General features: G+C 52.8%; 21 protein-coding genes. 6 read left to right on the top strand and 15 right to left on the bottom strand.

The window, feature by feature from the left end; genetic code table 11:
- Nucleotides 1-58 precede the first annotated feature (58 nt).
- The 13 genes from J5A66_RS01145 to hutH form a co-directional block, all read right to left on the bottom strand.
- Nucleotides 59-415 (bottom strand): EamA family transporter, encoded by a 357-nt coding sequence (locus J5A66_RS01145; RefSeq protein ID WP_211790668.1) that lies wholly within the window; start codon nucleotides 413-415, stop codon nucleotides 59-61.
- A 10-nt stretch (nucleotides 416-425) separates the two neighbouring features.
- On the bottom strand, nucleotides 426-2,186 hold the full coding sequence (locus tag J5A66_RS01140) for a beta-ketoacyl synthase N-terminal-like domain-containing protein (protein WP_211790667.1): 1,761 nt from the start codon (nucleotides 2,184-2,186) through the stop codon (nucleotides 426-428).
- Nucleotides 2,183-2,440, bottom strand: a complete 258-nt coding sequence (locus J5A66_RS01135; protein ID WP_249109992.1) for a phosphopantetheine-binding protein — start codon at nucleotides 2,438-2,440, stop codon at nucleotides 2,183-2,185. The genes J5A66_RS01140 and J5A66_RS01135 overlap by 4 nt, the downstream gene beginning before the upstream one ends.
- A 190-nt stretch (nucleotides 2,441-2,630) precedes the next feature.
- Nucleotides 2,631-4,463, bottom strand: coding sequence for a beta-ketoacyl synthase N-terminal-like domain-containing protein (locus tag J5A66_RS01130; protein WP_249109991.1), 1,833 nt, complete (start codon nucleotides 4,461-4,463; stop codon nucleotides 2,631-2,633).
- Entirely contained in the window at nucleotides 4,427-4,864 is a 438-nt protein-coding gene (locus J5A66_RS01125) for a thioesterase family protein (protein ID WP_211790665.1), read from the bottom strand. Before J5A66_RS01125 ends, J5A66_RS01130 begins: the two co-directional genes overlap by 37 nt.
- Before the next feature lie 4 nt (nucleotides 4,865-4,868).
- Nucleotides 4,869-5,309: a pseudouridylate synthase gene (locus J5A66_RS01120; RefSeq protein WP_211790664.1), complete on the bottom strand. Its 441-nt coding sequence runs from the start codon at nucleotides 5,307-5,309 to the stop codon at nucleotides 4,869-4,871.
- On the bottom strand, nucleotides 5,273-6,172 hold the full coding sequence (locus J5A66_RS01115; protein WP_211790663.1) for a lysophospholipid acyltransferase family protein: 900 nt from the start codon (nucleotides 6,170-6,172) through the stop codon (nucleotides 5,273-5,275). The genes J5A66_RS01120 and J5A66_RS01115 overlap by 37 nt, the downstream gene beginning before the upstream one ends.
- A gap of 134 nt (nucleotides 6,173-6,306) precedes the next feature.
- Nucleotides 6,307-6,549 carry an acyl carrier protein gene (locus J5A66_RS01110; RefSeq protein ID WP_211790662.1) on the bottom strand — a complete coding sequence of 81 codons (243 nt, stop codon included), beginning with the start codon at nucleotides 6,547-6,549 and terminating at the stop codon, nucleotides 6,307-6,309.
- A 69-nt stretch (nucleotides 6,550-6,618) separates the two neighbouring features.
- Entirely contained in the window at nucleotides 6,619-7,719 is a 1,101-nt protein-coding gene (locus J5A66_RS01105; RefSeq protein WP_211790661.1) for a bifunctional 2-polyprenyl-6-hydroxyphenol methylase/3-demethylubiquinol 3-O-methyltransferase UbiG, read from the bottom strand.
- Between the two features lie 174 nt (nucleotides 7,720-7,893).
- On the bottom strand, nucleotides 7,894-8,466 hold the full coding sequence (locus J5A66_RS01100) for a hypothetical protein (RefSeq protein ID WP_211790660.1): 573 nt from the start codon (nucleotides 8,464-8,466) through the stop codon (nucleotides 7,894-7,896).
- Nucleotides 8,467-8,497: 31 nt separating this feature from the next.
- Nucleotides 8,498-9,715, bottom strand: a complete 1,218-nt coding sequence (locus J5A66_RS01095; RefSeq protein WP_211790659.1) for a beta-ketoacyl synthase — start codon at nucleotides 9,713-9,715, stop codon at nucleotides 8,498-8,500.
- A 46-nt stretch (nucleotides 9,716-9,761) separates the two neighbouring features.
- Complete coding sequence (gene fabG, locus J5A66_RS01090) at nucleotides 9,762-10,487, bottom strand: 3-oxoacyl-ACP reductase FabG (protein WP_211790658.1); 726 nt, start codon at nucleotides 10,485-10,487, stop codon at nucleotides 9,762-9,764.
- A 7-nt stretch (nucleotides 10,488-10,494) separates the two neighbouring features.
- Nucleotides 10,495-12,015: a histidine ammonia-lyase gene (hutH, locus tag J5A66_RS01085; protein ID WP_211790657.1), complete on the bottom strand. Its 1,521-nt coding sequence runs from the start codon at nucleotides 12,013-12,015 to the stop codon at nucleotides 10,495-10,497.
- A gap of 666 nt (nucleotides 12,016-12,681) precedes the next feature.
- Here hutH and J5A66_RS01080 point away from each other — a divergent pair.
- From J5A66_RS01080 to J5A66_RS01060, 5 genes are all read left to right on the top strand, one after another.
- Entirely contained in the window at nucleotides 12,682-13,893 is a 1,212-nt protein-coding gene (locus J5A66_RS01080; protein WP_211790656.1) for an ROK family transcriptional regulator, read from the top strand.
- A 216-nt stretch (nucleotides 13,894-14,109) separates the two neighbouring features.
- Entirely contained in the window at nucleotides 14,110-15,915 is a 1,806-nt protein-coding gene (locus J5A66_RS01075; protein ID WP_211790655.1) for a long-chain fatty acid--CoA ligase, read from the top strand.
- Between the two features lie 99 nt (nucleotides 15,916-16,014).
- Entirely contained in the window at nucleotides 16,015-17,133 is a 1,119-nt protein-coding gene (gene prfB / locus J5A66_RS01070; RefSeq protein WP_211790654.1) for a peptide chain release factor 2, read from the top strand.
- Nucleotides 17,134-17,258: 125 nt separating this feature from the next.
- A complete protein-coding gene (locus tag J5A66_RS01065; RefSeq protein ID WP_211790653.1) occupies nucleotides 17,259-17,396 on the top strand; it encodes a hypothetical protein in 138 nt (45 codons plus the stop codon).
- 317 nt (nucleotides 17,397-17,713) lie between these two features.
- Nucleotides 17,714-18,214 carry a CYTH domain-containing protein gene (locus J5A66_RS01060; RefSeq protein WP_211790652.1) on the top strand — a complete coding sequence of 167 codons (501 nt, stop codon included), beginning with the start codon at nucleotides 17,714-17,716 and terminating at the stop codon, nucleotides 18,212-18,214.
- 106 nt (nucleotides 18,215-18,320) lie between these two features.
- Here the strand turns inward: J5A66_RS01060 and J5A66_RS01055 are convergent, their stop codons facing one another.
- On the bottom strand, nucleotides 18,321-18,725 hold the full coding sequence (locus J5A66_RS01055; protein ID WP_211790651.1) for a VanZ family protein: 405 nt from the start codon (nucleotides 18,723-18,725) through the stop codon (nucleotides 18,321-18,323).
- Nucleotides 18,726-19,009: 284 nt separating this feature from the next.
- Between J5A66_RS01055 and J5A66_RS01050 the strand changes: the two genes are divergently transcribed.
- Entirely contained in the window at nucleotides 19,010-19,921 is a 912-nt protein-coding gene (locus J5A66_RS01050) for a ComEA family DNA-binding protein (protein ID WP_211790650.1), read from the top strand.
- Nucleotides 19,922-20,001: 80 nt separating this feature from the next.
- Here J5A66_RS01050 and J5A66_RS01045 read toward each other — a convergent pair whose 3' ends face one another.
- Nucleotides 20,002-21,273, bottom strand: coding sequence for an FtsW/RodA/SpoVE family cell cycle protein (locus J5A66_RS01045; RefSeq protein WP_211790649.1), 1,272 nt, complete (start codon nucleotides 21,271-21,273; stop codon nucleotides 20,002-20,004).
- Nucleotides 21,274-21,280 lie beyond the last annotated feature (7 nt).

Here is a 21,280-nt window from a genome sequence, read left to right as displayed (position 1 = left end):
GGCTTTCGCGCCGGAGCGAAGCCTTGTTCGGTTGCCGATTCAGGCTTTCGCGCCGGCATTATCGCTGCACCACCAGGATGACACCCATCATAATAAGGGCCAATCCCACCCAACGCACCGCCGGAATCTGTTCGTGAAAGACGAAAACGGCGGCCAACATGCCCATCACATAACTGAGACTGATGAGCGGATAGGCCATGCTGAGCGGGAAATGCTTGACGATATACATCCACAGTAGCGACGAAACGCCGAAGCAAAGACCGCAGACCGCAAACCAGGGATTGCCGAATGCCCGGGCGAAGAACTCGCTTCGCCAGGCAAACGCGCCCATCTGCTGGAGCGAAATCTTAAGAGTGACCTGCCCGGCGGCCAGCAATGCCGACTGAAGGAGGGCTAAGAGGAGGAGTCGAAGCATGGGTTTTGCCTTAGCGTTGGATGTTTTCGGTGAAGAGGGCGACCGTCTTTTCGAGGTCGTCCAGGCGGCGAAGAGGCAGCAGAGCACCCTTCAACTGCGTGTCGAGGAAGAGCGAAAGGGCGCATTCGCCTCGCTCGTCGTGTAGTCCCACCAGAGCGTTCTCAATGTCACCGAGCTGCAATTGCAGCCAGGCATCGAGCAATGCCGAGAAGAACGAGTCGCTACCGTGCGACCAAGTGCTGTTGTAGCCGTGCGTATGAGTGCGAATGGCCACCAGACTGCTGATCGTGTTGTGGGTAGACTGGATGAAATGGGTGGGCTTGAGGCATGTTTCGCCCTCCAGACACATTTCCTTTAGGAAACTCTCCGTTTCGTGCAGACAACCCATTTCGGTGCCGGTGATGATGGCATCGGGCTGTTCTACACCCATTTTTTGCAGCGTGAAGAGCGACGTGGCCAGTGCTCTCTTAAGCACACCGCTGAGCCGTCGGGCCACCATGGGCGGGATTCGGGGCTGCTCGTCGGGAGCGATGTCGGCGTATGTCACCATCGATTTGACATAGACGGGACGCAAAGCGGGCGACATTTCCTTGTTGTCGGCACCCGAATAGGCCGAAAGGAGGAGCGAAGTATCATTGCCGCCGAAGCCGAACGAGTTGCAAAGGACATGGCGCAGCGGTCTGTCGGTGAGCGTTTCCGTCACCGGTTGCACGCCATCGGGCATAGGTTGCGCCCAGTTGAGGTTCTTGGGGACGAGCCGATGCTGCATGGCCAGCAAGCAAATCACCATCTCGATGCCACCCGATGCACTGGTAGTGTGGCCTGTCATCGACTTGGTAGACGAGACAAGAGGCAGACTTTGTCCAAAGACACGGTGCAAAGCCGCGCTCTCACTGGCGTCGTTGTTGGGCGTTCCGGTACCATGCGCATTCACATAATCGATGTCTGCCGGGGCGACACCCGCCCTTTTCAAGGCTTGTGCCATTGAGAGGAAAGCTCCCTGTCCATCCTCCGACGAGGCCGTTTGATGGAAAGCGTCGCAGGCATTGCCCCATCCCGAGAGCACGGCAAGGGGCGTTGCACCGCGCTGGGCGGCACTTTCGGCCGTCTCCAGCACCATAAACGCCGCGCCTTCGCCTAAGTTCAAACCGGCGCGAGTGGCGTCGAAAGGACGGCAAGGACGGTCGTCGAGAATCATCAAGGTGCGGAACCCGTTGAAGTGGAACCGCGAGAGGCATTCGCTTCCGCCCACAATCACCCGCTGGTAGAGCCCGCTTCGCAGCAGATTGGCCCCCAAAATGAAGGCGTTGGCAGCCGAAGAGCAAGCCGTGCTGCACGTCGTTGTGAAGCCGAACGCGCCCACGATGGCGGCCATTTCCCGAGTGACGCGCCCGCAATCGCCCAAGGCCTGGCAGGCATCTTCGGAGGGAAAGAGCCGTTCGGCACGGTCCATATTGCCCACGGTGGTACCAGAGACGAGGGCCGTCTGCGGCAGTTGGTCGGCCTGGAGGCCCGCTTCCTGCACGGCTTCGCGTAGAGCCAGTGCCCCCAGGAGCGTGGTGCGCGAGGTAGATTCGGTGCATTCCACGCCCAGAAGTCCCGCCATCTCCTCGTTGCTGAGCTGCACTTCGCCCACGGGCAGGTGGCGATGAACCGTGTCGAGATAGCGAATGGGGCGTATCCCGCTGCGTCCGGCACGGAGGGCATCGAGCACCTGCGCCTTGTTATGACCGATGGCAGAAACAATGCCGGCCCCTGTGATGACCATCATTTGGTGCGATGCTTGGCAATATATTCGGCCATCGAATTCACCGAGGTGAAAATGGCTTTTCCTTCTGCGGGATTGTTGAGGCGGATGCCGTAGTTTTTCTCCATGAGAACGATGAGTTCGAGCGCGTCGATAGAGTCGAGTCCCAGTCCCTCGCCAAAGAGAGCGCCGTCGTCGGCGATGTCTGCAGGGGTCATTTCTTCGAGCGATAAAGCCTCGATGATTTGCTTTTTGAGCGTTTCTTTCAGTTCTTCCATTCTTTTATCTGTGGTTGATTCGTTATTGTTTTGGGTTCCGCATTCTCCCATCTCTTAGCTTTTGGCCTGCATTTTCTTAGCTTTCGCCTTGCGTTTTCTTAGCTTTTGCGATGTAAAAGCTAAGCTTTTGCAAAACCGGGGAAAAGAGGTGCACAAACCGTTGACGGTGAGCGGGTTGGCCGATGGCCAATTACGGGGCATTGTAGTCCGGGCGAGGAGAGGCCGAACGGTAGAGGCAGAGGTCGGCTTCGAAGGCTTCGGCCCCCTCGTATTCCAACCAGCCGCCCATCACCCCGCTGGCCTCAGCATCGCAAAGGGCGGTGGAGAGCAGCTGGAGAATGTGACTTTCGTTCTTCTCCTCGAGGAGATAGAACGCTGTCTCGCCGTAGATGCGATGACGAATGGCCACCTCGCCCGTCACGATGTTGGGCAGGGTGTAGACGAAGACGGCCGGACTGGGGAAGTAGGCTTCCCGTCGTTGTATCGTGTCTTGATAGCGGCGGTCGGCAGCCAGCGAGCCTGTTCGGCCCACCAACACCACGGCCGTGTGCTCGGAGACGTGCCCCGGCGGCGTCATCTCGGCGGCCGCGAAGAGCAGTTCGGCAGCGAGGAAGCCCAATTGGCTCAGGCCGTCCATCTTGTGAAACTTGGGATAGTTGCCCACCTTTTCTTTATAGAGCGCGGAAAGGAGGCCCTGCCCCGTGGCGGAAACGGGCAGCGAGGTGCCGTCTACCCAAGCTCCGGTGGGCGTGATGCGCACCCGATGAAGGGGAATCAACGCACGCCGAGCATCCGGAACGGACGAGAAGGGCTGCGCCTCGCTTGCTGTCGGTTGTTTCTTTGTCGGGCTCTCGATCAGCCTCCAGCGAACGGCGGCGTTGCATCCACCGAAACCCGAGAGGAGCTTGATTAATTCTTTGTTACGGGTGGGGACTTCTTGTGCCGAGATGTTGACGGGCTGGCTGACGCCCATCTCTCGGAAACCTCTCGTGGGAAGCACGATGCCGGCCTCAACGGCTCTGAACGAAAGGAGGGTTTCCAACACGCCGGCGGCTCCCATGGTGTGGCCGAAGGTGCCCTTCAAACCCGTGATGGGCACGGCGGAAAGACCGGCCCGGGAGAGGGCTATCGACTCCATCTCGTCGTTATAGGGCGTGGCCGTGCCGTGAACATTGACAAAGGCGAGTTCGTTTGTTGGCCCGTTGCAGACGGTTTGCAGAGCCCGGAAACTGCCTTCGCCCGTGCGCGAGGGACCGGAGATGTGATTGGCGTCGTTGCGAACGGCTCCGGTGCAGAGCGTCCAACCTTCAGTCGAAGGGTCATCGCTGCGCGAGAGAATCATCGTAGCGGCTGCTTCGCCTAAGTTCAGTCCGCATCTGTCTTTGTCGAAGGGCCGACAGGGCTGCGGCGAAAGAGCTTTGAACGACTGAAATCCACTGACGATAAAGGCCGATTGCACGTCACATCCGCACACCACGGCATGCCGATAGGAGGAAGTATGGAGCAGTCGGGCGGCCAGAATCTGGGCGTGCACGCCCGAGATGCAGGCATTGGAGACGACGATGGGGGTGTTGGGATTGCCGAAGAAACGGGCAATGACCTGGGCCGACTGTCCCAATCGCACCCGCTGACGCGAGAGATGGGGCTGGTTGTCGGGGTCGAGCAGTTCTACATTCCCCTTGGTGGAGGAGAGAACGAAGACCGTTTCCTGACTGTCGAGCGAGAGGGGGGTGTGTTGTGAGGCTTCGAAAATGGAGAGAATGGCCAGCTTTTCGAAGCGGGAATAGGCATCTGCACGCTCGGGAAAGAGCGCGGCGAAAGCCGTTTCGATGGCATCCGCAGGGAAAAGGGAGGCCATCAGCGGATCGGGAAGCGCCCAACGGTCGTCATAAAGCCGCAAGGCACTGTGCCCGGCACGCACGGCTGAGAAGTTGTGAAGTGTGGTTGTCCCCAGCGGCGAATAGATATTGTCGGCAACACAGCGTATCATGGTTCGGCGGTTGAGGGGTTCATCACGTCCCATCGCTGCTGCCAGGCTTCGTAGAAGTCGGGGCGATACCACATCAACTGGTACTGCCGATTCATGAAGGCTTGCACACTGTGACCGGTAGAGAGGAGTTCGTCGGTGGCGACGTTGCGTATCTCGTAGTCGAAAACAATCTTGGCAGCCTCCGTTGGTCGGTAGAAGATGTCTACCCGGCACTTCATCCCGTAGACGATGGGCTGTATATACTTGAAGGTGAGCTCTACGAGCGGTGCGAAATAGCCGTTGTCGGCTATCGTGAGATACTCTAATCCGTACTTGGCACCGAAGGCTTCGCGGGCATCTTCAAAGTAGAGGGCATAGGAACCGTGCCAAACGACGTTCATCGAGTCGACCTCGCTGAAGCGGATCTCTATGTCTTTGGAGGCTTGCAGGAACATGTTGTTATTGAGCTAATGCGATTTTGATTTCGGTTTCGGCCATACATTCGCCGCCCACCTCTACACGTGCGGTGGCCAGGGTCATGCCCATCACGTTCTCTTCCACATGGATGGTGGTGACCAACACTTCGCCTACGCGTGGCTGACGATGAATGGTGAAGTTGCGGATGGCCCCGATGTAGCCTACTTGCACGCCGCATTTGAGGATGTATTTGTTGATAAATCCCAGACGCGCGGCACAGGTCTGGGCCACATTCTCGATGAGACCGGAGGCGGAGAGGAGACCGTCGTCGCAGAAAAGATTGTCGTCTCGCACGAGAAGACGACACGAGGTGGTGCGCTCGTCGTAAGAGAGGAGCGCGTCGACCATGACGAACGGCGGCTGCTGAGGCAGGAGTTCGGTGACGTCTATCGTGTGGAATGCGGGGAGGGTGTTGTCTGCCATAAATCGAAAAAGTTAAACCATTGCTCGGGATAACGACGTACCACCGTCTCGATGGCTTCGGCATACTGACCGGCTAGCTGCTCAATGCGCTGCCGTCTGGACAGTTGGGCTGAGGGAAGACGGAGCTGACGGATAAAGATGCGATAGCTCCGAACTTTTTCTTTCATCACCAAAACCACGAGTGTGGGCACATCGCGCTGTACAATCGTAGCGAAGGGACCCATCGGGAGTTGTATGTCGGAACCGAAAAAACGACATGTCACCGTTTTCTCCGAACTGTTGCAGCGGTCGGCTGTCATACTAAGTATCTCGCCCTTGCAGAGCGCGTCGTTGATAGCGAAGAGATGACTCATGTCTTTCTTCATGGGAATCATCCGGATATGAGTGCGGGCGAACTGCTGTTCGCGGTTCTTCATCACCGTTTCCGTTTCCTCGGCGAAGACTAACATGTTGATGGGCTTTTGCTCGGAAACGAGACTGTAGCCGCCCATCTCATAACATCCGACATGCGCGCTGAGCATGACGAAGGGACCATCGCTGTGGGCCAATCGACGGAAAAGATCGTAATCCTCGATGGTCATCTCAAATTGCTTGCCGGCATAACGGGCAAAGCGGTCGATCATCACTTGCCCGAAGCGGACATGATTCTTATAGCTCCACCACCATGCCCTTAACGACGACATGCCCATTCGCTGCCGATAGAAACGATAAGAGGGCCGAAAGCCTTTGCCTAAGAGCATGTAGAACAACGCGACTACGCCCACTCCCGCATAATAAATGCGGAGGTTGAGAAAGCGAAACCAAAAGATGAGCTGCTGCTGCATCCATCGGTTGCCGTCTGTTTTGCCTTGCCATTGCTGCATGTGGTTCGCTGTGGGGATGATCCTTTTTTAGGCTTCGGGACGAGGAAAAGGAAAAGTGGATCTGCAGAAAAGGAGATGGGCAAGACCAATGGGCCTGCCTCTGCCTCCTCGTTGCTGTATCTCCTTCCTCTTTTTTATCCTACTTTGCTCTCGATGTAATCGCAGAACTGACGGAGTGTAGTGATGCCTGCCATCTCTTCGGGTTTGATTTTAAAGCCGAATTTCTTTTCTACGATGACGACGATGTCTACAAAGTCGAGGCTGTCGATGCCCAAATCGTCTTTGAGTTTGCCCTCGGGCACAATCTTTTCTTCATCGATTTCCAAATCTTCGATAAGAAATTCTCTTACTTTTTCTTCAATTTCAGTGCGTGTCATATACGTTTTTTGAGTGATTGAGTTGATGTTTGTATTCGTTTTCTGTGGACGGACGAGATCCGATGGAACTTAGTCTGCCGGCTTTTCTACCTCGAGAAGCGTGTGCCCCTGTCCGATTCCGTCATGTATTTGGGCCACTCGCAGTCCGGCAAGTTTGATTTGACGGATGAAGTCATCGCTGTGATACATCTTCGAATTGCCGTTGGCCATGGCCGTGAAGTAAACGCTGGTCATCGTCAGACAGAGCGAGGCGGTTTCGAAACGCTGCCTGTCCCAGAACGTTTCCATAATGTAGAGCCGCGTCTTCGGGGTCATTACTTGCGCGGCTTTGCGAAGAATGGCACAGATTTCGTCTTCCGAGAAGCAGTCGAGAAACTGACTCATCCAGATGACATCCCACTCTCCGCTGGGCAGACGCGTCTCTGCGGCGAGCATATCGGTGGCAAATCCCTCGATACGATCGGCTCCCGCACGACCCGAGATTTGTTCTTTCATCATGCCGATCTGCCCGGGTAGGTCGACAATCGTCACCCGCACATCGGTCGAATGCTCCACACATCGCAGGGCAAATCTACCGGTGTTGCCGCCAACATCTATCAATCGACGGGGCTTTCGGGCGAAAACGATATCCAAAGCCGTAGAGAATGATCCGTCGCTGTAGAAATGATCGAAGCCGAACCAACTCTTCTGTACCTGCTCGGGCAGCTGCGAGAGTCCTTCGTAGATGGTTTTCCACTGACCCAAAGTTTGCAGTCCGGCGGGTCGTCCCTCCCTGAGTGCCTCGTCCAAATGGAACAAACCGAGGTAGTTGACATCGTGATTGAAGTCGAGATTGACGCGTGTGGCGGGGTCGGTGAGTAGGAACCAACCTGTTTTCGAGAGCGAGAACCGATCTGTCTCCGTATTCACAAGGATGATTCCGGCAGAGAGCGATGCATCGGTAAGCACCTTGGCGGCGTATCTCGACAGACTTCCAGCGCGCATAATTTCCTCTAAGGTGAGCCCGTTGCTGCTGTCCCGCAGCGCATCGAGGATGCCCCACTTCACCATTAGCCTCGAAACCTGAAACACAACAGGAGCCCATGCGATGTATTCGGCCATGCGTTGCGCTTCTTGTGCTGTGCAAGTCTCACGGGTATACCGGTCGGCGACCGATGGAAATAAATTCATTCTTTCTATTATTTTTTTATGAGCTTTGCACGTTCGATCATCAATCGCGTGCCTATAGCTTTAACCTTACAGCAAAATGTATGCTAAATTGCAAAGCCTCATCAAAGGAATCGCTGGCATTTTACCTTGCTTACGTATTCCCATCGGAGGTTCTGGCGGGTGTCATCGCTGGATTTATCGCTGCGCTTTGCAGGCAGTTTTGAGGGTTTTGACGGTGTCTTCAGCAAATTCTTCGAAGAGATCACGCATCCGACTGGTTTCCGATATACCGCTTCCGCCATTCACTCCGTCGGTCTTCAGGCGCGTTACCTCATCTTTACCTTTATATATCATGATATCGGCCACGAGTTGTGCGCCACCAGCTCCAAAGCCAATGAACATCGAAGCGGCTGAACTACCGAAGTTGAGTTTCTTCATTTTGATGACCATTCGATAGGCGTTGGCTGCAGATTTGTCGACGGTTAGTCGGAGACCTTTCTTATTATGCCCGTTCCACTCTTTGATAAATTCGTCGACGGCTCGTCTTACGTCGTCTTCCCAGTCTTTAAGGCTGGTGCCACCTTTCTCTTTCATGTGTTCAAGATAAGGCTTTCCCTCGATAAAAAGGTCAGTATAATTAGCTTCGATAGTACAGGTAGCGGCCTCGTTCATGATGCAAGCATTGCCTTTTACAAAGTCTACGTCACTGCCTGCCAGCATCGTCAGAGAGCTGAACAGGACGGAAAGGAGCAAGAAAATCTTTTTCATTGTCGTTATTATTTATATTGTTGAAGTGTGTTTATTTCCGAATCACGAGCGCACTGTTAGTTCCGCCGAAGCCGAAAGAGTTGGAAAGCACCGTTCTTACCTCCGTCTCGATGGTCTCGGTAGCCAGGTGGAGCGGATCGAAATGCGGGTCGGGGTTTTCAAAGTTGATGTTAGGAGCAATAAAATCGTTTTGCATCATCAACACAGAGTAGACCACTTCACTGGCACCAGCCATCCAACATTCATGTCCAGTCATACCTTTGGTGGAACTGATCCAGGCGCGTTCGCCGCCGAAAAGCCGTCCCAGAGCTTTACCCTCAAACATATCGCCTTGCGGAGTGGAGGTAGCGTGAGCGTTGATGTAGTCTATATCAGCCGGAGAGATGGCTGCATCCGTCATGGCACGTTGCATAGCGAGCACCGATCCGTCGTCGCTGGGCTGCGAAATACCGCCTCCGTTGCTTGAGAAGCCGTAACCCGTCACCTCGCAGAGGATATTTGCGCCGCGGGCAAGAGCGTGATCATAATCTTCGAGCACCAAAGCGGCAGCTCCACCGCTGGGAATGAGCCCGTCACGGTCGCGATCGAAGGGTCGAGAAGCTCGCTGCGGGTCGTCCATTCGCTTGGAGAAGGCCCCCAAAGCGTCGAAAGTGGCCATCGAATAGAGGTTCACTTCCTGCGCACCACCACAGAGAACCATATCTTGCAGGCCTTGTCGAATCATCATAAAGCCCAGTCCGATAGAGTGACTACCACTGGCACAGGCCGCACTGACGGTGAAGTTGATGCCACGCAGATGAAAGATCGTGCTGAGATTCATCGTCACTGTAGAGTTCATCGACTGAAAGATGTAGCCCGACCCCAACAGTTGCGAGTCGTGTTTCTCGTTCATGATGGCGGCGGCTTCTATCACAGGCGTCAACGAAGAGTCGTTTCCAAAGATGCAACCCACCTCGTTTTTGAGCAGATCATCCTCCGTAATGCCGGCCATAGCAAAGGCTTCGCGACTGGCCATAAAAGCATATTCACCCTCTTCGGCCATTCCTGTTCGCAGTCTACGGTCGAGAAGGCCTTTCAGTTTCGGTCGTTCCACGATGCCGGTCAGTGCGCTTTGATAACCGTAAGTGAGCCGTTCTTCATCCAAACCGATGCCCGAGCGTCCTGCTCGCAAGCTTTCGGTCACCTCTTTTGTATCTTTTCCCAAGCATCCCCAAATGCCGATGCCCGTTATTACTACTCTTTTCTGCATGTTTTCGTATTGTCAATTCTCAACTGTCAATGATCTCTTCCAATCCTTATCCCATTCCTCCGCTGATCTTGATCACTTCGCCCGTGATGTAAGCAGCCTCATCCGAGGCGAGGAAAGCCACGAGAGCGGCCACCTCTTCACACTTACCAAACCTTCCAACGGGTACCAACTTCTTGAGTTCAGCCTCGTTCAGATCTTTCGTCATGTCGCTTTCGATAAAGCCCGGAGCCACGGCATTCACTGTGATTTTTCGCGGAGCCACCTCCTGTGCCAGCGCTTTTGTCGCGCCGATGAGTGCTGCTTTGGCTGCAGAATAATTCGTTTGACCCGGCATTCCGTTCAATCCCGAGAGCGAAGCCATGTTGACGATGCGCCCATGGCGACGAGTCATCATGTTTTTAAGCAGCCGACGCGTGACATAAAAGAAGCCATTGAGCGTGGTTTGCAGCACATCGCTCCACTCTTCGTTCTGCATGAAAATCATCAGATTGTCTTTCCGGATACCGGCATTGTTCACCAGCACATCCACATAGTCATCGGGATGAACCGTTTCCCAATCGTTGAGAGCCCGTTCGATGTCTTCAGGCTTGGCAGCGTCGAACTTCAGCAATTCGGCCTTCACGCCCAACCGCTCCACTTCCTCCTTTGTCTGCCGCGCAGCCTCGTCGTTGCTCACATAGTTGATGACCACCGGTATACCCGCCGCGGCCAATTTGATACATACGGCCCGGCCTATTCCGCGCGAACCTCCTGTCACTAAAGCGTATTTCATTCTTTTATTATATCCTTAAAAACTCCTCCACCCGAGCAATATCCTCATAGAAAGGCGTATCCTCTACAAACTTCGGACACAGCTCTCTCACCTTATTATATATCACGCGCGTAGCTGGAGCCAGTTCTTCGGCTATTTCCAGACAGTCGGTAGCCTGCGCCAGAGCGATGGTATGGATAGCCATCACCTGGTAGGCGTTGTCGATGACCTGCCGACAGAGCAGTGCCGAGTTCGTGCCCATCGACACAATGTCCTGATTATCGTTATTGTTGGGGATGGAATGCACATAGTTGGGCATGGCAAGGGTCTGACTTTCGGCCGTGGTAGACGTGGCCGTGAACTGGCACGCTTGCATTCCGTAGTTCAACCCTAACACTCCCATATTGAGAAAGGGAGGAAGGATGTTGTTAATACGGTCGTGAAAGAGATAGTTGAGTTGCCTTTCGGCCATCATCGTCAGTCTTACCGTAGCGATTTTCACCTTATCCTCTTCCAGCGAGATATAGTCTCCGTGGAAATTTCCCCCGTGTAGCACGTTCTCTTCAATCGGATCGACGATGGGATTGTCGCAGGCCGACGTCAGTTCCTCGTCGATGATGCGGTGGGCGCATTGAAACGTGTCGTAGATCGGACCGAGAATCTGCGGCGTACAGCGCAGCGAGTAATACGCCTGCACCTTTTTCTCAAACACCTCGTCGCCGTTTCTCTCCTTATTATACAGCACATGTTCGCGCTTCACCAGTCTTCTACTACCCTTAGAGAGCTCTCTCATGCGTTGGGCCATCACCTGCTGACCCTCATGTCGGCGGCAAGCGTTGAGCGCGGGGCTCATCCAGTCGTCGTAAGAAGCCGCAATCTCATTCATCCACACAGCGTGCAGCACGCTCCAGTGCAGCAATTGCTCGGCGTACAGTTGGTTCATGGCAGCGATACCCGTCATTACGCTGGTGCCATTGGTCGCACTCAGGCCCTCACGAATATGAATACCGATGGGCTTCAGTCTGTTTTCGGCAAGCACTTGTGCCGTTTCGCGCCACGCTCCGCCATAGTGCACCTTCCCCTCGCCTATCAACGTCAGGGCGATGTGAGCCAGTTGCACCAAGTCTCCGCTGGCTCCCACGCTGCCATGTCGGGGAATAAAAGGATAGATGCCTCGGTTGACAAAGGCCACGAGCAGGTCTACCAGTTCGCGATGGATGCCCGATTTGCCTTGCAAAAACGTACCGATGCGCGCCAGCATGGCTGCCTTCACGTAGCCATCTTCCAGAGGCTGCCCTGCACCAGTGGCATGACTGCGGATGATGTTATACTGTAAGTCGGCGAGATGCCGGTCGTCTACGCGCCATTGCGCCATCGGACCAAACCCCGTATTGATGCCATAAATCACCCGGTCTTTGGAAAAACGCTTTAGAAAATCAAAACACGAATCGATTTTTGCATACACCTCCCGATCGATTTCGATTGTTTCTCCGTCGAAAACACATTTTTTAATGGAAGCGATGTCGAGATTACTGTCTGTCAGTTTCATCTATCAACAAGAGTTTGTCTGCCCCAACAAAGGACCTATCTGGTTGTGCGGGTCACCTCCAAACCAAAGTTTGCTGTTTTGTCTCCATCCGGTCGGTGCTGCCTGCTTGATGCAAAGGTATATATTTTCCTTAAAATCAGCAAATAGGAAGTTCAATTAAAATGCCTCGGGTTCTCTTTCCATCTCTTTCACGAGAAGCCCTCGCGTCTCCTCCTCTCATTCCTGTTGAAAATCAGGCGTTTAGAAACTTATTTTCAAAAGCTAAGAAAACAGGCTGCAAAACCTAAGAAAACGACGTGCAAAAGCTAAGAAAATGGACTTCAAAAGCTAAGAGAAGGAGTAGGAAGAAGGGAAGTAATAAGTAGGAAGGAGAAAAGTAGGAAGGAGTAAGGAGGGGAGTAGTAAGTAGGAAGGAAGAAAGCAATGAGGAGAAAGAGAAGAAAAGGCGTATTCATTCAGACGACCAACAAGCCTATCAAGATGGGGTTGTGGGTCAAGCAGGGCTGGCAAGCGAAGCGCGCTCACCCTGCTTAAACGGTCTCTCCTTTATTCAGCCCCATCGAGGTGGGTCTGTTTTTAAGTGATCATCGATCATTTGTTTCAAAATATTTCCGTATATTTGCAAAAGCCTGTATCAACTGGCGTTTCACCAAAAAAAGAGAAACTATGGCACAGATGCTACTCGATGAACTTTTAAAGGGATCGAAAACGACGGCAACTCATCGCCGCATCATCGCTCACTTTATGAACAATGGGTCGACCACCATCCCCGAACTCTCCAAAGAACTCAACCTTAGCGTGCCCACTATTGCCAAAGTGGTGGCCGAGATGTGCGAGGGAGGCTTCATCATGGGCTATGGCAAGATGGACACGGGGAAGGGCCGTTCGCCGGCCATCTACGGTCTCTCGCCCGACTCGGGCTACTTCGTTGGGGTGGACATGAAGAAAGATGGACTCAACATCGGCCTGATGAACTTCAACGGAGAGATGGTGAAACTGGACATGGACGTGCCTTATCGGTATGAGAATACACAACAAGGGCTCGACCGACTCTGCCTCTTGATCAGCGACTTCATGAGTCATCTCGACGTAGCCACAGATCGTGTGCTCTGTATCGGCGTCAACATCGCCGGGCGTGTGAACCCGGAGATTGGCCATAGTTTCAGTCTTTTCAACTTCGACGAACGCCCCTTGGTAGATATTATGGCCGAGAAAACGGGCTGTAGGGTCTACATCGACAACGACACACGGTCGATGACATACGGCGAAATGAACAAAGGCGTGGTGAAAGGAGAGAAAGATGTGATTTTCGTCAATCTGAGTTGGGGCATCGGTTGCGGCCTCATCATCGGCGGAGAGCTTTTTATGGGAAAGTCGGGATTCTCGGGTGAACTGGGCCATTTCCCTGCTTTCGACAACGAACTGCTGTGCCATTGCGGCAAACGGGGCTGCTTAGAGACGGAGATTTCCGGACTGGCTCTGCACCGCAATCTGCTGCAATGCGTGAAGGAAGGTCGGCAGACGCTGCTATCGAAGAAGATTCTTAAAGACGAAACCTCGCTCAGCTTGGAAGATATCGTCGATGCAACCAATCGGGAAGACTTGCTTTGCATCGAGCTCGTGGAAGAGATCGGACAGAAATTGGGCCGCTACCTGGCGGGACTCATCAACCTGCTGAATCCCGAAATGGTGATTCTCGGCGGCACCTTGGCCCAAACAGGCGACTCGATTCTTCAACCCGTGAAGAGTGCTGTGCGGAAATATTCGCTCAATATGGTGAACCGAGACTCGGCCATCGTGCTCTCCAAACTGCAAGGAAAAGCCGGTGTGACGGGCGCATGTCTGCTGGCAAGGAAGAGCCTTTTCCATTTCGGCTAACGCTTTTTCCCACAGTTGCCGACCTGTTGTCATCGCGCCGATCAACTGTTTCCTCCTTGCTGCCGAAGCCTCTCCCACCCGTTTGCCAAGCAAAGGGAGGGGTGATGCCCACCCAACACGCACGCCCCGTCTGCCAGATAGAAATTAAAGGCAACGGGGCTGCTTTGTTTTCAAGAGATTTATCGTATCTTTGCATCCATCATCAAGTGTAGGCTTATGCAGACAAAATGCCATCTTTCGCTATTGATTCACGAGCAAGCCAAGAAGTATGGCGATGCTCCGGTGCTGACTTTCAAGGACTTTGGAGCCGAACAATGGAAAACTGTGTCGTGGAATCACTTCTCTGTGCAAGTAAAACAGGTGAGCAATGCCTTGCTCAACCTCGGCGTTAAAACCCAGGAAAACATCGGCATCTTCTCGCAAAACTGCATTCATTATCTCTATACCGACTTCGGTGCGTATGGCATTCGGGCCGTGTCTATCCCTTTCTATGCCACCAGCAGCGAACAACAGCTGCAATATGTGGTGAACGATGCTCAGATTAGATTCCTCTTTGTAGGAGAACAGGAGCAGTATGACAAGGCTCATCGCATCTTCGCCCTTTGTCATTCGCTGGAACGCATCATCGTTTTCGACCGCAGTGTGCGCATCAGTACGCACGATCCTAACGCTCTTTACTTCGACGATTTCTTGAAACTGGGCGAACATCTGCCACGTCAAAGCGAGGTGGAAAAGCTCTGGGCCGAGGCCAATGAGGAGGATCTGTGCAATATTCTCTACACCAGCGGCACCACAGGCGATAGCAAAGGGGTGATGCTCACTTACGGTCAGTATCACGCTGCCTTGAAGGCCAACGACGAATGCGTGGACGTGGGCGAGGCAGACCGGGTGATCAGCTTTCTGCCTTTCACCCATATCTTCGAGCGAGCGTGGTCTTATCTCTCGCTTTCGGAGGGCGCACAGCTCATCATCAATACCTACCCGCGAGAGATTCAGGAGTCGATGCGCCAGACACATCCCACGTGTATGTCGTCGGTTCCAAGATTCTGGGAGAAGGTTTACACCGGGGTGAAGGAACGAATGGACAATGCCAGCGCGATGCAACGCAAGCTGTTCTTGCATGCTTTGGCCGTAGGCAAAAAGCATAATATCGACTATCTGAGTCACGGAAAACGACCTCCGCTGACGCTAAAACTCGAATATCAGTTGCTCAACCGAACGGTGCTGAGCCTGGTTCGCAAACAGTTGGGCCTGGAAAACGGCAATATCTTCCCCACAGCAGGGGCCACAGTGTCGCCCGGAGTGGAAGAGTTTGTTCACTCGGTGGGCATCAATATGATTGTGGGTTACGGCCTAACGGAGAGCCTGGCCACCGTTTCATGCGACCATAAAGGCCAACCTTTCACCGTGGGTTCTGTGGGAAGAATCATCAACGGACTACAGGTGAAGATCGGAGAGAACAACGAAGTGCTGCTCAAAGGGCCTACCATCACGAAGGGTTACTATCAACGCGAGTCGTTGAATGCCAGCATTTTCGATGCAGAAGGCTTCTTCCGTACCGGCGATGCTGGCTATATCAAGAACGGAGAACTGTTTCTCACCGATCGCATCAAGGACTTATACAAGACGTCTAACGGCAAATACATCGCTCCGCAGATGATAGAGGCGTTGCTACTGGTGGATAAATACATCGACCAAGTGGCCGTTGTGGCCGACGAAAGGCAGTTTGTCTCGGCACTGGTGGTACCCGAATTCCGCCTGTTGGAAGACTATGCCCGCGACAAGGGCATTGCCTTCAACTGCCGCGAAGACCTCTGTGCCAACCACCAAATTCACGATATGATGCTCGATCGCATCCATACGCTCGTGCAACAGCTGGCTCCCTACGAGCAGATTAAGCGCATTACGCTCATCGCTCACCACTTTAGTATGGAGAACGGAGAGCTTACCAACACGCTGAAACTGCGCCGTCGGGTGATTCAGGCCAACTATAAAGAGGTGATAGAAAAGATGTATGAATAGGACATCGGGAAGAAACGAAACGGTAGAGGGCCGGATTTTACATCGGTCTATGGCTCGTTTCCTGCTCCCGACGGTCTGTTTTCAAAGGTCCATTCAACAATGATTACAGCAGAACAACTCAAAAACATACAGGAGCGAGCAGAGGCTTTGCATCGCTATCTGGATATTGACAAGAAGAAGGTGGAGCTCGAAGAGGAGCAACTGCGCACTCAAGCACCCGACTTTTGGGATGACCCTGCCCGCGCACAAGAGCAAATGAAGAAGGTGAAGGGCATCGAAAAATGGATTACAGGCTATCGAAATGTGCGCCAAGCAACCGACGAATTGCAGTTGGCTTTCGACTTCTACAAAGACGAAATGGTGACGGAGGAAGAGGTTGACGACGATTATCGAAAGGCCATCGAGGCTATCGAGAGCCTGGAACTCATGAATATGTTGCGTCAAAAAGAAGACCCGATGGACTGTGTGCTTAAAATCAATTCGGGCGCAGGCGGCACAGAGAGTCAGGATTGGGCGCAGATGCTCATGCGAATGTATATGCGCTGGGCCGAAGCTCATGGACATCGCGTGTCGGTGAGTAACCTTCAGGAAGGCGACGAGGCCGGAATCAAGAGCGTAACGATGGAAATCGAGGGCGGAGAATATGCCTATGGCTATCTTAAAAGCGAAAATGGCGTGCACCGACTGGTGCGCGTTTCGCCCTACAACGCTCAGGGAAAACGGATGACGAGCTTTGCCAGCGTCTTCGTGTCGCCCTTGGTAGACGACACCATCGAGGTGTATGTAGACCCCGCTAAGGTGTCTTGGGACTTGTTTAGAAGCGGCGGTGCAGGTGGACAAAACGTCAATAAGGTGGAGACGGGTGTGCGTCTGCGCTACCAATATACCGACCCCGATACGGGCGAAGAGGAGGAAATCCTCATCGAAAATACCGAGAGTCGTAAGCAATTGGAGAACCGTAACAACGCCATGCGCCTGCTTAAGTCGCAACTCTACGACCGGGCGATGAAGAAACGCTTGGAGGCACAGGCCAAAATCGAGGCCGGAAAGAAAAAAATTGAATGGGGAAGCCAAATCAGAAGCTACGTCTTCGACGACCGCCGCGTGAAAGATCACCGCACCAACTATCAGACGGCAGATGTAGACGGCGTGATGGACGGTAAGATTGACGACTTTATCAAGGCTTATCTCATGGAGTTTCCCGTGACGGATGAGTAGGTTTCTCCCGTTCTACACCCACCAACCTCTCCTTGACAAAACGAAAAAACCATCTAATTATATCAACCCCGCCCTTCTCCTTCCCGCTTCTCGGGGAAAAGAAAGGGCCCTAAACTGAGAAATCTATGAATGAGAAAAGCAAAATGCGTCGTGCCAAACGACAGGCGCAACAAGAGAAACAAGCCAACACCATCATTGGGTGGCTCATCGGCGTGCTGGTTTTTCTGGCATTGGTTATGTTACTTCTCTACATGAGTATGTAGCCCTCCGACAGAGGGGTGTCCAAGAAAAGACCTTTGGAAAGCATGCTCAAGAGGGAGGAAAAGCGTTTTCGAGATTCGAGAAAGAAAGGGGTGCTCGCCTTCTTCATATCCTTCTGAAAATCAGTAACTTAGAAAACGATTTCCAAAAGCTAAGCTTTTACGCTTCAAAAGTTGAGCTTTCGCATGGCGTTTTCTTAGCTTTTACACGCTAAAAGCTAAGAGACGAGAATGCGGAAGACGGATATGCCCAATATCAAGGCCGTACAAAGGCAAAACGACTTGCCTCCCACCCGGAACAGAAAAACAAACTGAAGAAGATGAGCGGACTGGAGATTGAACGTAAATTTTTGGTTAAGAAAGGCTCTTCCTTTAAGGAAGCGGCCTACAGCAGCAGTCGCATCAAACAGGGATACATCCCCTGCGAGGGGGCTACCGTGCGCATACGCATACGCGACGAGAAGGCTTTTCTCACCATTAAGGGGCGATCGACCAACGGCGGGATGAGTCGTTATGAGTTTGAAAAAGAGATTGCCTTAGACGAAGCCGAAGAGTTGATGCGGCTTTGTCGGGGCGGCGTGATCGACAAACGACGTTATTTGGTGAAAAGCGGCAGCCATATCTTCGAGATAGACGAGTTTTATGGCGACAACGAGGGCCTGCTGTTAGCCGAGGTTGAACTGCATAATGAGGACGAAACGTTTGAAAAGCCCCATTTCATCGGCAAAGAGGTGACGGGTGACCGACGGTTCTACAATGCCCACCTGCTGGGCTACCCTTTCCGGATATGGAAAGACTCTCTGCCTAAAGAATATCGATGAAATGGGCCCTTTCTGTAGATTCAAACCGCACAAACACGCGTTTTCCCAAAGGGAATGCGGTTGGTGAGCGTTTTTGTTTGCTCCTTAGAGAAAGAGGAACCTGAGATCAAGGCTTTCGAGGAGGCCAACCCAACCACTGGGTCAGTGTGATGCCGATCAGTAAACCCAGGGTGGCCCCTGCGGCATTGGCAGCAAAGTCCAGCCAGTCGCCACTTCGACGGCCGCCCGTACACGTGGCTTGTGCTATCTCAATGAGCCCACTCATGAGAACGGGTGCTAACCAAGCACCGATGAAAAGGCGTTTTTTGCGCAATACGGTGTGCCCTCGCAGGTATTCCGTCCACGCCAAAAGACACATGACAGCATACATCGACATGTGCGCCCACTTGTCTGCCAACGTGACATGACTGAGCGGCGTTTCGGGAACGGGCATCAAACAAAGCACCCAAATGCCTGCTGCTAAACAGCAGGAAAGGGGATAGGTTCTGACTAAATAATGGATATATCGCATGGTTGCAGGTGTTGAGGAGATCTTAAAAAAGACTTTACTTCACTGTGATGAAAACGAAAATACCTTTGTTTTATTTTGATTCTTCTCGGGAAACGTGCTTTTCCGCTGCAAAAGCAGATATTTTTTTATATTTTTGCAGTAAGGAATGGGTTAACAATGCTCCGACAGAAAGGACCCCATACGCCCTGTCTCTGTTGTCTTGTCAACGTTCTTCCGCTCTTACTAAGACAGTCATGGGTCAGTTCAAAACTGTTTGACACATCATCTACTTCAATCCTTTTGCCATGTTTTTCAAAGAGTTTTTCTATTTTCCAAAGTCAGACCGCAAAGCACTCGTCTTTCTTTTGCTCTTCATCGCGGCAGTGATCGTCGGCATCCGCGTGGCCCGCAACTTGCCCATCGCTCCGTCTTCACCTCAAAAAGCGGAGGAAAGGAAAGAAAAAATGCCCTTTTCATCGAGAGAAGAGTCTCCGGAATGGGATTTTGACGAGGAAGTTCAGCCACAGCCTCAACTGGGCCCCTTCGATCCGAATACAGCCGATGCTCGGCAGCTTTTGGCCTTGGGCTTGCAGCGATGGCAGGTGCGTTGTTTGCTGAAATATCGTGCCAGGGGGGGCGTTTTCCGTCAACCGGAAGACTTTGCCCGACTTTATGGGCTCACCCAAAAGCAGTATCGGCTGTTGGAACCTTATATCCGAATCTCGGCAGACTATCGTCCGGCGGCCGAACTCTTTACCGGAAGAGAGAGAAAAGAGACTTATGTACGTGATACGGTGAAGTTTCCCGTCAAAATAAAAGAGGGTATGCACGTGCTGTTGAACTCTGCCGACACGTCAATGCTGAAGAAGGTGCCGGGCATCGGGAGCTATTTTGCCCGTCAGATTGTGCTCTATCGCAACCGACTGGGTGGATTTTCGCAGGTGAATCAGTTGGTCGAAATCGACGATTTTCCCGTCGACGCCCTACCCTATTTTCAACTTTCTACCGATGAAATGGGCAAAATTCGCCGACTGAATCTAAATCGACTCACCCTGAACGAACTGAAACGCCATCCTTACATCAACTTCTACATGGCGCGGGCCATTGTGGACTATCGACGTTTGCGCGGCCCTCTGCACAGTCTTGACGAGCTGAAACTGCTCAAAGAGTTCACCCCTGAGAAAATCAAACAGCTGGAACCCTACGTCGAGTTCTGATTCTTTCGCTCCCGCTTCTCAAGCAAAGGAAAGACCGATTCTGATCTTTGTCGTCGGCTGTCGATGCAATATAGGTTTCGTTAGGCTGTTGCCGGATGGACAGCGGAGGAAGGTGTATCAGAGGTTTTCTTCTTGGCCGAGCGACTCACACTGAGTATGGCACCCACATACACGCAGTTGATGATGGTAGAGGTACCGCCTTTGCTCACCAACGGAAGGGGCTGACCGGTGACGGGAGCTAAACCCACCGCCACGCACATATTGAAAAGGGCTTGCGTGACGAGAAGCAACGCCAGTCCCATAGCCAGAAAAGCGGGAAAGGTGTTTTCGCATCGGTTGGCGATAATGCCTGTGCGGAAGAGGAGAATGATGTAGAGCATGGCTACGACAACGGCTCCAATGATGCCCATCTCTTCGATGATGACGGCGTAGATAAAGTCGGAAAAGGCTTGCGAAAGGAAGTCGCGCTCGACCGAATTGCCGGGCCCGCGCCCCACGATATTAGACGATGCGATGGCGATATTGGCGTGTCCCACCTGCGCGTCTTTATCCAAATCGAACTTCTCGGGTGGCACTTCCTCGCTGTTCATAAACTTGTAGATACGCGATTTCCACGTGTCGGCCCGGTGAAAGACTTTTGCGAAAATGCCCTCGTCTTTCTTTTTGTTCTCCACTTGCTCGGTGAGTACGCGGTCGGGGTTCTCGGTTTTCTGCGCATGTCCGAAGATGAGGATGAACGCGATGCCGCTCGTCGCTACAATGGTGACGATGCCTAAGAGCTTGCCCAGTTGCCCAATGGGCACACGACCGAGAATCATCATCATATAGATGACCAGGCAGAGGAGCATGGCCGTGGAGAGATTTTCGAGCATAATAAAAAAGACGATGATACCACCCACGATGAGGATGTATTTGAAAGCTCGGCGGTCGGCTCCTTTATCGGTTTGTAGGGCACTCAAGATCTGGGCTACGGCAAGTACAAGGGTACCTTTGGCGATCTCGGAAGGCTGAAACTGAATGCCCAACAAACTGACCCAACGTTGCGCTCCGTTGGTGGACTGCCCTGCTACAAGCACCCATATGAGTGTGATGAGCGAGAAGAAGATGAGAAAGGGCGTGAGAATCTTGAAGTATCGACACTGTATGTTGAGTGTGACAAGCATGGCGACGATGCCCAACAACAGGATGCCTACGTGTTTGGAGATGGGCGATAGGTAGCTGCCTCCTTTGTAGGTGAGGGCCGAGGAGGCGGAGAAGACTTCGACGGCACTGATGATGCAGAGGAAGAAAAAGATCATCCAAATCACTTTGTCGCCCTTAAATATGTTGCCTAATGTTTTGTTGAGAGCCATTTTTAAT

It is taken from the genome of Prevotella sp. oral taxon 475 (genome assembly GCF_018127805.1).
In the GTDB taxonomy this organism is placed as follows: Bacteria; Bacteroidota; Bacteroidia; order Bacteroidales; family Bacteroidaceae; genus Prevotella.
Note: the sequence above shows the minus strand (reverse complement) of the source record. Positions and strands in the feature narration are given on the sequence as shown.

Coding starts and splice junctions, on each gene's coding strand:
- hutH (WP_211790657.1), bottom strand. CDS start 12,015: ATGAAACTGACAGACAGTAATCTCGACATCGCTTCCATTAAAAAATGT.
- J5A66_RS01135 (WP_249109992.1), bottom strand. CDS start 2,440: ATGGAAGAACTGAAAGAAACGCTCAAAAAGCAAATCATCGAGGCTTTA.
- J5A66_RS01075 (WP_211790655.1), top strand. CDS start 14,110: ATGCAGACAAAATGCCATCTTTCGCTATTGATTCACGAGCAAGCCAAG.
- J5A66_RS01115 (WP_211790663.1), bottom strand. CDS start 6,172: ATGCAGCAATGGCAAGGCAAAACAGACGGCAACCGATGGATGCAGCAG.
- J5A66_RS01145 (WP_211790668.1), bottom strand. CDS start 415: ATGCTTCGACTCCTCCTCTTAGCCCTCCTTCAGTCGGCATTGCTGGCC.
- prfB (WP_211790654.1), top strand. CDS start 16,015: ATGATTACAGCAGAACAACTCAAAAACATACAGGAGCGAGCAGAGGCT.
- J5A66_RS01080 (WP_211790656.1), top strand. CDS start 12,682: ATGGCACAGATGCTACTCGATGAACTTTTAAAGGGATCGAAAACGACG.
- J5A66_RS01125 (WP_211790665.1), bottom strand. CDS start 4,864: ATGTTCCTGCAAGCCTCCAAAGACATAGAGATCCGCTTCAGCGAGGTC.
- J5A66_RS01130 (WP_249109991.1), bottom strand. CDS start 4,463: ATGGGACGTGATGAACCCCTCAACCGCCGAACCATGATACGCTGTGTT.
- J5A66_RS01100 (WP_211790660.1), bottom strand. CDS start 8,466: ATGAAAAAGATTTTCTTGCTCCTTTCCGTCCTGTTCAGCTCTCTGACG.
- J5A66_RS01120 (WP_211790664.1), bottom strand. CDS start 5,309: ATGGCAGACAACACCCTCCCCGCATTCCACACGATAGACGTCACCGAA.
- J5A66_RS01065 (WP_211790653.1), top strand. CDS start 17,259: ATGAATGAGAAAAGCAAAATGCGTCGTGCCAAACGACAGGCGCAACAA.
- J5A66_RS01095 (WP_211790659.1), bottom strand. CDS start 9,715: ATGCAGAAAAGAGTAGTAATAACGGGCATCGGCATTTGGGGATGCTTG.
- fabG (WP_211790658.1), bottom strand. CDS start 10,487: ATGAAATACGCTTTAGTGACAGGAGGTTCGCGCGGAATAGGCCGGGCC.
- J5A66_RS01050 (WP_211790650.1), top strand. CDS start 19,010: ATGTTTTTCAAAGAGTTTTTCTATTTTCCAAAGTCAGACCGCAAAGCA.
- J5A66_RS01110 (WP_211790662.1), bottom strand. CDS start 6,549: ATGACACGCACTGAAATTGAAGAAAAAGTAAGAGAATTTCTTATCGAA.
- J5A66_RS01105 (WP_211790661.1), bottom strand. CDS start 7,719: ATGAATTTATTTCCATCGGTCGCCGACCGGTATACCCGTGAGACTTGC.
- J5A66_RS01140 (WP_211790667.1), bottom strand. CDS start 2,186: ATGATGGTCATCACAGGGGCCGGCATTGTTTCTGCCATCGGTCATAAC.
- J5A66_RS01045 (WP_211790649.1), bottom strand. CDS start 21,273: ATGGCTCTCAACAAAACATTAGGCAACATATTTAAGGGCGACAAAGTG.
- J5A66_RS01060 (WP_211790652.1), top strand. CDS start 17,714: ATGAGCGGACTGGAGATTGAACGTAAATTTTTGGTTAAGAAAGGCTCT.
- J5A66_RS01055 (WP_211790651.1), bottom strand. CDS start 18,725: ATGCGATATATCCATTATTTAGTCAGAACCTATCCCCTTTCCTGCTGT.